The sequence below is a fragment of the Pseudomonas sp. 65/3-MNA-CIBAN-0223 genome (genome assembly GCF_040310425.1).
In the GTDB taxonomy this organism is placed as follows: domain Bacteria; phylum Pseudomonadota; class Gammaproteobacteria; order Pseudomonadales; family Pseudomonadaceae; genus Aquipseudomonas; species Aquipseudomonas gregormendelii.
Map to the genome: position 1 here is coordinate 88080 of NZ_JBEOPV010000021.1, position 12833 is coordinate 100912.

General features: G+C 59.4%; 12 protein-coding genes. 7 read left to right on the plus strand and 5 right to left on the minus strand.

Annotation, left to right across the window (positions count from 1 at the left end):
• Positions 1-16: 16 nt before the first annotated feature.
• Positions 17-304 (plus strand): DUF3509 domain-containing protein, encoded by a 288-nt coding sequence (locus AAEZ09_RS22655; protein WP_045059146.1) that lies wholly within the window; start codon positions 17-19, stop codon positions 302-304.
• Positions 305-561: 257 nt separating this feature from the next.
• On the opposite strand, the gene AAEZ09_RS22660 is transcribed toward AAEZ09_RS22655, so the two are convergent.
• Positions 562-696: a hypothetical protein gene (locus tag AAEZ09_RS22660; protein WP_350600827.1), complete on the minus strand. Its 135-nt coding sequence runs from the start codon at positions 694-696 to the stop codon at positions 562-564.
• A complete protein-coding gene (locus AAEZ09_RS22665; protein WP_350600828.1) occupies positions 677-1876 on the minus strand; it encodes a CaiB/BaiF CoA transferase family protein in 1200 nt (399 codons plus the stop codon). The genes AAEZ09_RS22660 and AAEZ09_RS22665 overlap by 20 nt, the downstream gene beginning before the upstream one ends.
• Before the next feature lie 145 nt (positions 1877-2021).
• Between AAEZ09_RS22665 and AAEZ09_RS22670 the strand changes: the two genes are divergently transcribed.
• From AAEZ09_RS22670 to AAEZ09_RS22680, 3 genes are all read left to right on the plus strand, one after another.
• On the plus strand, positions 2022-2564 hold the full coding sequence (locus AAEZ09_RS22670; protein ID WP_007897614.1) for a YaeQ family protein: 543 nt from the start codon (positions 2022-2024) through the stop codon (positions 2562-2564).
• Positions 2565-2630: 66 nt separating this feature from the next.
• The gene (gene recJ, locus AAEZ09_RS22675; RefSeq protein ID WP_122837645.1) at positions 2631-4340 is read left to right on the plus strand and encodes a single-stranded-DNA-specific exonuclease RecJ; all 1710 of its coding nucleotides are present in this window, start codon (positions 2631-2633) and stop codon (positions 4338-4340) included.
• A gap of 319 nt (positions 4341-4659) precedes the next feature.
• A complete protein-coding gene (locus AAEZ09_RS22680) occupies positions 4660-5766 on the plus strand; it encodes an NADH:flavin oxidoreductase/NADH oxidase (protein ID WP_045059136.1) in 1107 nt (368 codons plus the stop codon).
• Between the two features lie 69 nt (positions 5767-5835).
• On the opposite strand, the gene AAEZ09_RS22685 is transcribed toward AAEZ09_RS22680, so the two are convergent.
• On the minus strand, positions 5836-7461 hold the full coding sequence (locus tag AAEZ09_RS22685; protein ID WP_350600829.1) for a glucan biosynthesis protein D: 1626 nt from the start codon (positions 7459-7461) through the stop codon (positions 5836-5838).
• Between the two features lie 389 nt (positions 7462-7850).
• On the opposite strand from AAEZ09_RS22685, the gene AAEZ09_RS22690 reads away from it, so the two are divergent.
• The 3 genes from AAEZ09_RS22690 (at position 7851) to AAEZ09_RS22700 (ending at position 8826) form a co-directional block, all read left to right on the plus strand.
• Positions 7851-8036, plus strand: coding sequence for a hypothetical protein (locus AAEZ09_RS22690; RefSeq protein WP_045061012.1), 186 nt, complete (start codon positions 7851-7853; stop codon positions 8034-8036).
• Between the two features lie 137 nt (positions 8037-8173).
• Complete coding sequence (locus AAEZ09_RS22695) at positions 8174-8425, plus strand: AbrB/MazE/SpoVT family DNA-binding domain-containing protein (RefSeq protein ID WP_225570628.1); 252 nt, start codon at positions 8174-8176, stop codon at positions 8423-8425.
• Entirely contained in the window at positions 8425-8826 is a 402-nt protein-coding gene (locus AAEZ09_RS22700) for a type II toxin-antitoxin system VapC family toxin (protein WP_205893966.1), read from the plus strand. The genes AAEZ09_RS22695 and AAEZ09_RS22700 overlap by 1 nt, the downstream gene beginning before the upstream one ends.
• A gap of 310 nt (positions 8827-9136) precedes the next feature.
• Here AAEZ09_RS22700 and AAEZ09_RS22705 read toward each other — a convergent pair whose 3' ends face one another.
• Positions 9137-10999, minus strand: a complete 1863-nt coding sequence (locus AAEZ09_RS22705) for an NAD(P)-binding protein (protein ID WP_350600830.1) — start codon at positions 10997-10999, stop codon at positions 9137-9139.
• 64 nt (positions 11000-11063) lie between these two features.
• Positions 11064-12545, minus strand: a complete 1482-nt coding sequence (locus AAEZ09_RS22710; RefSeq protein ID WP_045061015.1) for an APC family permease — start codon at positions 12543-12545, stop codon at positions 11064-11066.
• Between the last annotated feature and the right edge of the window lie 288 nt (positions 12546-12833).

Sequence of the window (12833 nt, forward strand, 5' to 3'; positions counted from 1 at the left end):
ATGAGTGGTGATCGATTTGGAAAGTATCAGTCTATTGCTCGCAGAGGCGCTGAGCCCGTATCAAGTTACGCTGACCCCATCGGGTCTGCACGGTGAATGCCTGGTGACTCTGAAGAGTTCAACCGGCGCGATCGTGGTCGAACGGGCTTTCAACCAGGCTCAGTTGAGCGACAAGCGCTTGCTCACGGACGTGGTCGACGGTTTGCGCCGCGACTTGATGATTGCCGAAGGTCGTCTGGAACCTTGTGTTATCGCGGCGTTGCGCAACGCTGCACAGGACAAGCTGCTCGCCAGTCGAAATTGAATTGCATCTTGCGGGAACCTAATCCCGGGATCGCCAGTCAGAGTATGTAACAGCAGGAACAAGCATTGTGCTCCGGTGCTTGCGGCTTGCTGTTACTGGTCTTTATGTAGGCCACGTTTAACCCCGAGTCGTCTCCCCACTTCTCGGGGTTTCTTTTTGCCTGCGATTTGTCACGGCAGCGCCGGGTGCTGGAAAAATGCTCGAGTGTCCTTCAGGCTGCCGGTGGCCACATTGCCATGGTGGAAGTCGCGCAGCACCTAGATCAGCGTGTCCCTGGCCTGCGCGAGGTTGGGCGAGACCAGCCCGGCCAGTAACGCAATAGCCGCCAGGGCCAGGCGGTTGTGCGGGGCGGGTGGCAACAGGCGTTTGAGGTTAAATGGCTCCGTCTTCACGCAGTTTGGTGATCTGGGCCTGGTCGTAGCCAAGGTCGTTGAGTACCTGCGAGTTGTGTTCGCCCAGTTGGGGGCCGACCCATTCTGCGGATCCCGGGGTCTCGGAGAGTTTTGGGACGATCCCGGGCATCTTGAAGTCTTTGCCATCTGGCAGTTTGGCCTGGAGGAACATCTCCCGGGCCAGGTATTGCGGGTCCGCGAACATGTCTTCGGCACTGAAGATTCGGCTGGCCGGTACTTCGGCCTGATTCAGTTGCTCGATGATGGCGTCCAGGGGCAGTGAGTTGGCCCAGCGGTCGATGACCCCGTAGAGCTCGTCGCGCCGGGTATCGCGCCCGTCGTTGCTGGCCAGGATTGGGTCATTGGCCAGGTCCTCGCGGCCGATGATCAGCATGAAGCGCTTGAAGATCGCATCGCCGTTGGCGCCGATCTGCACGTGCTTGCCGTCGGCGCTGGTGTGGATCGAGGAGGGCGTGATGCCCGGCATGATGTTGCCGGTACGTTCGCGGATGAAGCCGAACACGTCGAACTCCGGCACCATGCTTTCCATCATGGCGAAGATCGCTTCATACAATGCCACGTCGACTACCTGGCCCTGGCCACCGTTGACCTCACGATGACGCAACGCCATCAGCGCGCCGATCACGCCCCAGAGGGCGGCGATCGAGTCACCAATGGAAATGCCGGTGCGCACGGGGGGGCGATCCTCGAAGCCGGTGATGTAACGCAGACCGCCCATGGACTCGCCAACCGCACCAAACCCTGGCTGATCTTTCATTGGCCCGGTCTGGCCGAATCCCGACAGCCGCACCATCACCAGCTTGGGGTTCAAGGCGTGCAGGACATCCCAGCCCAGGCCAAGCTTTTCCAGGACGCCGGGGCGGAAATTCTCGATGAGGATGTCTGCTTCGCCGAGCAGCTTTTTCAGGACGGCCAGGCCGTCCGGGTGCTTGAGGTTCAGCGTCAGGGACTTTTTATTGCGCGCCTGGACGAACCACCACAGCGAGGTGCCTTCATAGATTTTGCGCCATTTGCGCAAGGGATCACCGCCATCGGGCGATTCGACCTTGATCACCTCAGCGCCGAACTCGCCGCAAATCCGCGACGCAAAGGGCCCGGCGATCAGGGTGCCCAATTCGATGACTTTCAGACCTGAGAGCGGTTTGGCGGTGAACGGCATGCTGGATCCTGTAGGACAAGGGCTGGCTGGTAGAGCGTTTTAGCATAGCCCGGTGTCAGTCGCCCAAGGTTCATCGCTACAATTCGTTGATTGGTGGTCGCATCGGTTAGACTTGCCGCCTTTCCTCGTATCAAGAAGCCCGTTCATGGCCCAGCCGTCCACGACCTACAAGTTTGAACTGAACCTTACCGACCTCGACCGCAGCGTTTACGAGAGCGTGAAGCAGACCATCGCCCGTCACCCTTCGGAAACTGAAGAGCGCATGACTGTGCGACTGCTGGCCTACGCCTTCTGGTACAACGAACAGCTGTCTTTCGGTCGCGGTCTGTCGGACGTAGATGAGCCTGCACTGTGGGAAAAGAGCCTGGACGATCGCGTTCTGCACTGGATCGAAGTCGGCCAGCCAGACGCCGATCGCCTGACCTGGTGCTCGCGTCGCACCGAGCGCACCAGCCTGCTGGCCTACGGCAGCCTGCGGGTCTGGGAAACCAAGGTGATCCCGGCGATCAAGAACCTGAAAAACGTGCACATCGCTGCTGTTCCGCAGGAAGTCCTCGAGACCCTGGCCAAGGACATGCCCCGCGTCATCAAGTGGGACGTGATGATCAGCGAAGGGACAATTTTTGTGACCGACGACCGTGGTCAGCACGAAGTCCAGCTGCAGTGGCTGAGCGGCGAACGCGGCTGATTGGCCTCGGCCTGTCGCGATAATCGGTTTTTTTCCTAAGTATTCAAGAGAAGCACCCGTCACCCCATGCGCATCGAACCTCGCCAGCTGCCCGACATCCTGCCTTTTCTCGGTGATATCCCGCCCCTGTTGACCCGCTTGTACGCGGCACGGGGCGTGCAGTCCGAGGCCGAACTGGACAAGAGCCTGGCGCGGCTGATCCCGTTCCAGCAACTCAAGGGCATCGACGCAGCGGTGGAGTTGCTGGTGACTGCCCTGGAGCAGCGCCAGCGCATCCTGATCGTTGGCGACTTCGATGCCGATGGCGCGACCGCCAGCACTGTAGGCGTGCTGGGGCTGCGCCTGCTGGGCGCCGCCCACGTCGACTATCTGGTGCCCAACCGTTTTGAGTACGGCTACGGCCTGACGCCGGAAATCGTCGAAGTGGCGTTGACCCGGACCCCGCAGTTGCTGATCACCGTGGACAACGGCATCTCCAGCGTTGAAGGCGTGGCGGCGGCAAAAAAGGCCGGGCTGCAGGTGCTGGTCACCGATCACCACTTGCCCGGCGATGAGTTGCCGCTGGCCGATGCCATCGTCAATCCGAATCAGCCAGGGTGCACTTTCCCGAGCAAGGCGCTGGCGGGTGTCGGGGTGATTTTCTACGTGCTGATGGCCCTGCGGGCGCGGTTGCGCGACCTCGGCTGGTATGCGACCAAACCGCAGCCGAACATCGGTGAATTGCTGGACCTGGTGGCGCTGGGCAGCGTCGCCGACGTGGTGCCCCTGGATGCCAATAACCGGATCCTGGTGCATCAGGGCCTTGAGCGGATTCGCGCCGGGCGCGCGCGGCCAGGGGTCAAGGCGATTCTCGAAGTCGCCAAGCGCGACCACGCCCGCATCACCTCCACCGACCTCGGTTTCATCGTCGGCCCGCGCTTGAACGCGGCGGGGCGCCTGGATGACATGAGCCTTGGCATTGAATGCCTGCTGACCGACAGCCAGGCCCTGGCCCGGGAAATGGCCGTGCAGCTCGACGGCATGAACCAGGACCGCAAATCCATCGAGCAGGGCATGCAGCGCGAGGCGCTGGCCCAGCTCAAGGATCTGCCGGTGGAGTCCATGCCGTTCGGTTTGTGCCTGTTCGATCCCGAGTGGCACCAAGGCGTGATCGGCATCCTCGCGTCGCGGATGAAGGAGCGTTACTTCCGTCCGACCATCGCTTTTGCCGATGCCGGTGATGGCCTGCTCAAGGGTTCGGGGCGCTCGGTGCAGGGGTTTCACATCCGTGACGCCTTGAGCGTGGTGGCGGCGCAGCATCCGACACTGATCAGCAAGTATGGTGGCCATGCCATGGCGGCGGGTCTGACCCTGCCCGAGGAAAATTTCCCGTTGTTCGCCGAAGCGTTTGACGCTGAAGTGCGTCGACAACTGCGCGAAGAGGACCTGACTGGCCGCCTGCTGTCGGACGGCACCCTGGCGGTCGAGGAGTTTCACCTGGAACTGGCCCGGGCCCTGCGTCATGCCGGCCCATGGGGTCAGCATTTCCCCGAGCCGCTGTTTCACGGGGTGTTCCAGCTGGTGGAGCAGCGTGTGGTCGGTGAACGTCACCTCAAGGTGGTGCTCAGGAGCGAGTGCGGCTCGGTGAAACTCGATGGCATCGCCTTCGGGATCGATCGCGACATCTGGCCCAATCCGACCATCAAGTGGGTGGAGCTGGCGTACAAGCTCGACCTCAACGAATTCCGTGGCAACGAAACCGTGCAGTTGATGATTGCCCACATCGAACCGCGTTGATCCCATCGCGAGCAGGCTCGCTCCCACAGGATTTGTGTCCATCAAGTGACCAGTATGGGCAGGCTGGAACCGGGGTTTGTGAGCTCCACATGTCCAGTGTGTGAGCGAGCCTGCTCGCGATTCGATCTTTCTGACACCCATTACATCTGAACCCTCCCCGATCCCCCGTTGTCGACTAGGCTCTAAGCACTGCTTGATTTTCCTTGTGACGTCTTGTCGAATTTTTTGCCCGCGGGGGCGGGTGCTGCATCTCTTTACTGTCACTCGTCGACTTTCAAACAGAACCCTGGAGCCTGCCCACTGATTTGAGAGGTGCCCCATGAGTCTGCTGCTTGAACCCTACACGCTGCGCCAGCTAACCCTTCTCAACCGCATCGCGGTATCACCCATGTGCCAATATTCGAGCGTCGATGGCCTGGCCAATGACTGGCATCTGGTTCACCTTGGCAGCCGCGCGGTGGGTGGCGCTGGCCTGATTTTTACCGAAGCCACGGCCATCACCGCCGATGGCCGTATCACTGCTGAAGACCTTGGCCTGTGGAATGACGAACAGATCGAACCCTTGCAACGCATTACCCGCTTTATCGCCGCCCAGGGCGCGGTGGCGGGCATTCAGCTGGCGCACGCCGGGCGCAAGGCCAGCACTTATCGGCCGTGGCTCGGCAAGCACGGCAGCGTAAAACCGGACGACGGCGGCTGGGTGCCTGTCGGCCCTTCGCCAATCGCCTTCGACCCGCAACACACCCAGCCCACGCAGCTGGATGAGGGGGCCATCGCCGACATCGTCCAGGCCTTTGTCGATTCGGCAAAACGCGCCCTGGTGGCCGGTTTCAAAGTGGTGGAGGTACATGCTGCCCATGGTTACCTGCTGCATCAATTCCTGTCGCCGCTGAGCAACCAACGTCGGGATCAATATGGCGGGTCGTTCGAGAATCGCATTCGCCTGGTGCTTCAGGTGACTGAAGCGGTAAGGGCGGTGTGGCCGCAAGAGCTGCCGCTGTTTGTGCGAGTGTCGGCCACCGACTGGGTGGAAGATGGCTGGAACCCGGATGAGACCGTCGAGCTCGCGCGCCGCCTGCAGGCACTGGGGGTGGACCTGATTGACGTGTCTTCGGGAGGGACCGCGGTCAACGCGGAAATTCCGATCGGCCCGGGTTACCAGACCCGCTTCGCCGAGCGAGTGCGCAAGGAGTCAGGCATCGCAACGGGTACTGTAGGAATGATCACCGAACCTGCGCAAGCTGAGCACATCCTGCGCACGTGCCAGGCGGATATCATTTTCCTGGCGCGGGAGCTGTTGCGAGATCCGTATTGGCCGCTGCATGCCGATGATGACCTGGGAGGTCGCAAGGCCGTCTGGCCCGCGCAATATCAGCGGGCTACGCATCGGGATCAGCCGATTCATGAGTCGGATTTACGCGACTGAATGAGGCTGTAAAAACAAAAAGCCCCGGCCGGTTGGGTCGGGGCTTTTTAACGTTTGATTTTTGCTACATCAGGTGTACTTGCGCTTGTCCGGCGCAGGCGGGAAGTACTGATACAGCCAGGTCTCGCTCAAGGTCCGGTCATTGGTACGGATGAACAACCGCAGCTCCACCGGCTCTACGCTGTCGTTGGTCGGGTACCAGTCAAAGAGAATGCGAAAACCCTTGATGTCATCCAGCACCAGCACGCTGAAGTCCTTCACCTCGCCATTCGAACACGTCACCACCGGCTCGATCCCGGTGCCCTCTGGCAGGCGATCCAGACCGCCGCCATTGAAGTCCACGGCAAACCGTCGCGCCCAGACTTGCGGGTAATGCTCGCCCGGCGCCCAGCCCTCGGTGAAGCCGCCCATGCCCGAGCGGGTCGCATTGACTCGCGCCAGTGGCGTGCCCACCGGTGGCAAGGCGCTCCAGTAGAGCTTGTAGCCGTAGTTCATCGAGTCCCCGGCGGCCACAGGTTTCTTCGGCGTCCAGAACGCGACAATGTTATCCAGAGTCTCGCCGGTCGTAGGAATTTCCAGCAAATCGATAGAGCCTTCGCCCCATGAGGTTGTAGGTTCTACCCACAGGCTTGGACGCTTGCTGTACCAGTCGACAGTGTCCTGGTAACTGGCAAACTCGTGATCGGTCTGCACCAGGCCGAAGCCCTTGGGGTCGGTGTCGGCAAATGCGTTGAATTGCAGGGTCGCCGGGTTGTTCAGTGGCCGGCAGATCCACTCGCCATTGCCGCGCCACATGGACAGTCGATCGGAGTCGTGAATCTGCGGATGAATGGTGTCGCACATGCGCCGCTCATGGGTGCCGCAGCTGAACATGCTGGTCATCGGCGCAATGCCCAGTTGTTCGATTGCGGTGCGGGCGTTGATGTAAGCGTCCACGGCCATGACCACCTGAGTGGCCTGGCAGTCTATATCGAACCGATAAGCACCGGTGGCGCTCGGCGAGTCCAGCAGGGCGTAGACCACAAAACGGGTGCTGTTCTTGTCCGGGGTCTCGAACCAGAACTTGGTGAAATCGGGGAATTCCTCACGCTTTTTGGCGTAGGTGTCGATGGCCAGGCCGCGTGCCGACAAGCCGTACTGGCCAGTCGCGTCGACTGCACGGAAATAACTGGCGCCCAGGAATGACAACACGTCGTGCCGATCCAGCTCGGGTGCCTTGAACAACTTGAATCCAGAGAACCCCAGGTCGCCCTTGAGTTGCTGGGTGTCGACCGTGGTTTTCTCGTAATTGAACAGGGAAGGGCGGAAATGCACTTCACGGGCCTGACGCGTCTTGGGATCGACGCTGTACATGCGCACGGGCTGCTTGAACCCCATGCCGACGTGGAAGAACTGCACGTCGAGCTGACCGTTGAGGTCATTCCACAGCGAGTGATCAGCGTCGTAACGAATTGCATTGAAATTTTGCGGCGTCATGGTCGCCAGGGTCGGCGGCAGCACCTGCTTGGTGTCCTGGTAGCGATTGCCGGCAAGTTGCTTGGCCTGGATCTTCAGTGCTTCGAAGTCGAACGCCTGGGCATCGCCATCGGCTGTGCCATTAGCGGCCCATGCCCGGGATGCCAGCAGTCCGGTAGCGGACAAGCCGGTGTAGGCCGCAATGGCCATGGACGCTTTGAGCAAATTCCTGCGGTGCATAAGTAAACCTGTCGTGAACAATCCCGCGCCGTTCCTGGCACGTGCTGGATCAAAAATGGGGTTCGGACATGCCTTCGGCCAAACGCAACGGACTCTAAACAGATGCCATTTAGCTTAAACCGTTCGGTAGCAGAGCAAAATTGATTGATGGCATTAGGACAGTTCGGCAATGAAACAAAAAATGTCGGTTAACTTTTCTGACAGACCGTTCTGAATTTGAGGGCATTTCTGCTGTTTTCGACTAATTACTCTAAAAACTGCTTTTCAGCGCTGATTAACTTTCTATTCTATGGGCATGACCGGTTTCTGCCCTTCAGGCCGGTGGCTGCACAATTGGATAGGGGCGATGGGTATTTTGGTTTTCTCTTACATATGGAAGGACATCGTCCATGGCGAAAGTACAAGGCATTACCGAAATGTTAGGAATCTTTCCTTGCTTCAATGTCAGTCGTCGAAGGCGTCGATTGAGTTCGGATGAAATGAAACTGGTGGAGCAATACCGCGACCTGTCGGAAAGCGACCGGATCGCCATGCGTTACCTCGTGGATGCGATGCGAACCGTGTCGCGGTTTTGATCAGAATGGGATCGGCCGCGACGGGAGTTGCGGCCGAATCCTCTGAACGATGAGAATTTTCCTACGATCAGTGGCGGTTGCAGTCTCGAGAGCTAAGTATTACTTTCTGAGATCTGGTAATACTTCTGGAGCGCAATATGACGACGACAATGACGAGCAAGGGGCAGGTAACGATTCCCAAGCCCATCCGCGACGCACTATGTCTTCTGCCTGGTTCGGCCATCGAGTTCAGTGTTAACGCCCAAGGCGAAGTGGTACTGCATAGTTGCAAACCAAAAGCTGATCCTGCCAAATCAGTCATTCCGGACCGGTTTGAAGCGGCGCGTGGCAAGGCCGATATCAAATGGAATACCGACGAGTTGATGGCATTGCTGCGAGGTGAGGACTGATGATATTGGTCGACACGAACGTGTTGATTGATGTCCTGGAAGACGACCCTGTCTGGGCTGATTGGTCTATACAACAGCTACGCGCTCAATCCCAGATCCATGAGTTGGCCATCAATCCAATAATCTACGCCGAACTGTCCCATACATTTACCACGTTCGAAGCGCTGGATGATGCGGTGACTCTGCTCGGTTTGGAGATGCAGGAAGTCCCACGTCCCGCATTGTTTTTGGCCGCAAAGGCTTTTGTTCGCTATAGGAAAGTAGGGGGCGGAAAAAGTAACGTGTTAGCGGATTTTTTCATCGGTGCGCATGCCGCTGTGAAAGAGTTTCCGTTGCTGACTCGTGATGCCAAGCGTTACCGCAGCTATTTTCCTTCGGTTGAACTGATAGTGCCGACGTGAGCCCTTCGTGGAGGAAAACCTTTAACGTGGTAGTAATGTGAGTCGGCTTGAGGAGCTTCTTGCGTTTATGCCAGATCATGCTAAATATAAAGCGGGATGAAAACAGCACGTTGTTTTATCGCATATCCTTGCTGAAGCACGATCAAACAGAGCTGTTGCTTGAATAGATTTCTCTTGGTTTGATTCCCCCTTCCCTAGCCGTGTGAGAAAAAGGGCTAGTTCGATTCCTGCGCGTAACGGCGCTGGGGGGCAGTATTTACCAACGAACTGCCCAAAACCGTGCCCGCATTTCTACGGGCAGGTCATTCAATCAACCGACTTCCCCCACCGCTCGATACGCCTCATCAATCGCCGCATGCGCATAAGCGCTCCACGCCGCGTCCGAGTTGGCGATGCTGACTCGACCCACTGGCTGACGCGCCAGGTTCATCAGTTTTTCGCTTTCATCCGCATCGTCATACAGGCTGTTGGAGAAATAGGCGTAGCCGTGCGACCAGCGATTGACCGTGATCGCCAGGATGTCGGTCTGGTGGTTGAAACCGCCAGGGCCGAGCATGCGTTGCAGTTGATCGCGCAGCTGCGCTTCGAGTTGTTCGAACGACTGGCCGTACAGCCGACCACGGCCGGCGCGAGCCTGGTCGCGGGCGTTCATGCCGCTGTTGGGGCTGGTGGGGACGTAGACCATGTGCAGGCCGATGGGTTGTTTCGGGTCGCGAGGATGGTCGTAGCCACCCATGCTGACCGGGTAATCGAGCTTGATGCGGCTGTAGGGTTGGGTCGCGGCATAGATTTCGTGCACGCCCAGCTTCTGGAACGACTCCCAGTTGCGGATCACGACTTTGGTGTAGACCAGCGGGAACTTCACATTCTGGCTCAGCGCGTGCGACTGCTCGGCTGACAGGTCCCGCAACAGGTACGGGATGACCATGTTGTAGCAGGCCATGATGCAGTGTTTGCCGCGCACCTGGTTGAGTTGACCACCACGGCTGTAGCCTAGGTTCACGCCATTGCCGACGTTGCGTACGCTGACCGCCGTACTGTTGAGGCGGATGCGCACGGCGGCCTTGGGCTGATCGAGCCTGGCGTAGTCGAACGGGGCGAGGACCACATCGTCCATGGTGTGTCCCGGTGCGACGGACGGGATCAGGCTGCGCACCAGCAGGCGGGCAAGCGATGCGTTGCCGTCGGGGAAGTGGTAGATGTAGGGCTCTTCCATTTCCGCCCGGGCTTCTTCGCTGATGGGTTCCAGATTCATCGCGCTAAAGCCTGGGAAACCGACCGAGTAGGCGTCGGAAGCGGCGACGGCGTCGATGCTCAGTGCCATGAAATCATTGGTGCGACTCTGGAAGTACTTCACCGCCTGGGCTGACAGTCCTACGTCCTTGAGCAGGAAATCCTGGTAGCTGGTGGCTTCCAGGTGCGCGTTTTTTTCCTCGGTGGTCTTGCCGGCCAGATAGTCCTTGGGCGTCATGTGCAGCGCAATCAGCGCCTGGCGATCGTCTGGCGGCAGCGGGAAGTCGTTGATGAAGTCGGTGATGGAACGGGCGTGGAGCTGATCGGGGGCAATGTCGTCAGCCACCATCGGTGTTGGGTCGCCGCTGACCAGTTTGTCTTCTCCGAAGTTTTCCTTGTCGAAGAACACCGCGCGGGACAAGCCCAGGTCGGGATAGAACTGGCGGTCGAAGGCGGTCTCGAAGCGCTTGATGTCGACACCCAGTTTTTTCAGCAGGCCGTTCACCTCCTTGCTGTACAAATGATTGGGCGACTGGAAGGCTTCGCTGCCGCCGTAGCCGATGATTGTACGACCGCCGGCCGAGAACTCGTTGCGCTTGGCGTGACCGCCAAAGTCATCGTGGTTTTCCAGAATCAGGATGCGTGCTTTTGGATGTTTCTCACGGTAAAACCAGGCCGCGGACAGACCGCTGAGGCCTCCTCCGACAACCACCAGGTCATATTCCTCGGTGATGGGCAGCTTGTCGGTGTCGAAGACCTTTTTCTCCCAGCCCATCTGGTGGGCAATTTCGAAGGAGCCAACGTGGCTGCCGCGCAGGCCGGTGAGGGCAGGTGGGTAATAGCGTCCATCGGGCGCAGCCTGAAGAATCTGCAGTGGCGTCATGCCGGCAGCGATAGTGACTGCAACGCCGTTGAGGAAGTCGCGGCGGGTGATATCCATGTTCAATCCTTGTGGGGTTTGATAAATCACCCCGGCACCCGCTCAGGTGCCGGGGCGAGAGCCGTTACCGGCTGATTTTCCAGGCATCGCCCGCAGGCGCGGTGCCGTGGTCGTAAGGTTTGGCGAGCCACATGTACAGCAGGCCCAGGCCGATGACGATGGCGGTGCTCAATACCATGGCGTAGTTGACGTACCAAGCCGCATCCGGGGTGCGTGGCCAGGCCATGTTGATGATAGCGGCGACACCATAGACCAGCGCGCCGATATTGATCGCCCAGCCCCATGCGCCCAGGGTGAATTTGCCACTCGGCTTCCAGCCTTTCATGCGTGCATACAGCGCCGCCAGCACGATCATCTGGAAGGCGAGGTAAATACCGATTGCCGCGAAGCTGACGATCGTTGCGACTGCATCCTGCAGGAAGAAGCCCAGCACTATGATAAGCGCGGGCAGAACGCCGGACACGAACAGCGCAGCAACCGGCACCTGGGTCGTAGGAGAAATCTTCTTCAGCAGCGAACTGCCGATGACCATTTCATCTCGCGCGTAGGAGTACAGCAGGCGACTCGCCGCCGCTTGCAGGCTGATGACGCAGGAGATGAAGGAAACCATCACCACGGCCATGACCACTTTAGAGCCCACCGGGCCGAAGGCGTTGTTGAGGATGGTGGTGACCGGGTCCTTGTCGGTGCCATTGATGACCGCTTGCATGTCAGGCACGGCGAGGATCAGTGCCAGGCAGGCAAACATTGCCGCGATGCCACCGATGTAGATGGTCATGCGCATGGCCACCGGGATCTGCTTGCTCGGGTTTGGGGTTTCTTCGGCGACATCGCCGCAGGCCTCGAAGCCGTAGTACAGGAACATACCCGCCAGCGAGGCGGTGAGGAAGGCGGGCAGGTAGGAGCCGTTGATGCTGATGTCGAAGGTGTTGAACAGCACGCTCAGCGGTTGATGGCGCTCGAATACTAGCAGGTACACACCCACGATCACCGCGCCTGCCAGCTCGCACAGGAAGCCGAACATGGCGATGCGCGCCAGCACTTTGGTGCCGCTGAGGTTGACCAGGGTGGCGAACAGCGTCAACACCAGCGCGATGATGATGTTGGTGTTGTTGCTGGGCTCGAAACCGAGCATGGCCGCCAGGTACGGGCCGGCGCCGACGGCCACTGCCGCAATGGTTACGCACAGCGCGATGGAGTAGATCCAGCCGACCATCCACGCCCAGCGCTTGCCCACCAGACGACGCGCCCATGGGTAGACGCCGCCGGAAATGGGGAACTGCGAGACCACTTCACCGAAGATCAGGCACACCAGCAACTGGCCGCAACCGACCAGCAAATAGGCCCAGAACATCGGTGGTCCGCCGGCGGCCAGGCACAGGCCGAACAGGGTATAAACCCCGACGACCGGGGATAGATAAGTGAAGCCCAGGGCGAAGTTTTCCCACAGGCTCATGCTGCGGTTGAAGTTGGAGGTATAACCCAGCTTGCGTAGCTGCTCGGCATCGCTGTCGGCGGCTGTGGGGAGATCGGTTGATGCACTCATGGTCTGTCAGCTCCGGAAAATCGGCAGATTTCGGATGTCCGATGCCGTGGCGTGGCTGTGACAGCGCGCCCGGTTCGGTGGTTTTTGTTTTGACTTCTTTGGGGTGGTGCCTGGTGGTGCGTATTGCCGGTTTCTGCCTTGAAACCGAGGTGACGCCATCGCTGGCAAGCCAGCTCCCACAGGATTTGTGGTTGACCGCAGAGTTGGGTACGTCCCAACCCTTGTGGGAGCTGGCTTGCCAGCGATGCTTTTTTAGTGCTTGAACATCACATGCCGTACCACGGTGTA

Bases quoted from the DNA above. Each gene is read 5' to 3' on its own strand.
- AAEZ09_RS22665 (WP_350600828.1), bottom strand. From the start codon at position 1,876: ATGCCGTTCACCGCCAAACCGCTCTCAGGTCTGAAAGTCATCGAATTG.
- AAEZ09_RS22670 (WP_007897614.1), top strand. From the start codon at position 2,022: ATGGCCCAGCCGTCCACGACCTACAAGTTTGAACTGAACCTTACCGAC.
- recJ (WP_122837645.1), top strand. From the start codon at position 2,631: ATGCGCATCGAACCTCGCCAGCTGCCCGACATCCTGCCTTTTCTCGGT.
- AAEZ09_RS22680 (WP_045059136.1), top strand. From the start codon at position 4,660: ATGAGTCTGCTGCTTGAACCCTACACGCTGCGCCAGCTAACCCTTCTC.
- AAEZ09_RS22685 (WP_350600829.1), bottom strand. From the start codon at position 7,461: ATGCACCGCAGGAATTTGCTCAAAGCGTCCATGGCCATTGCGGCCTAC.
- AAEZ09_RS22690 (WP_045061012.1), top strand. From the start codon at position 7,851: ATGGCGAAAGTACAAGGCATTACCGAAATGTTAGGAATCTTTCCTTGC.
- AAEZ09_RS22695 (WP_225570628.1), top strand. From the start codon at position 8,174: ATGACGACGACAATGACGAGCAAGGGGCAGGTAACGATTCCCAAGCCC.
- AAEZ09_RS22700 (WP_205893966.1), top strand. From the start codon at position 8,425: ATGATATTGGTCGACACGAACGTGTTGATTGATGTCCTGGAAGACGAC.
- AAEZ09_RS22705 (WP_350600830.1), bottom strand. From the start codon at position 10,999: ATGGATATCACCCGCCGCGACTTCCTCAACGGCGTTGCAGTCACTATC.
- AAEZ09_RS22710 (WP_045061015.1), bottom strand. From the start codon at position 12,545: ATGAGTGCATCAACCGATCTCCCCACAGCCGCCGACAGCGATGCCGAG.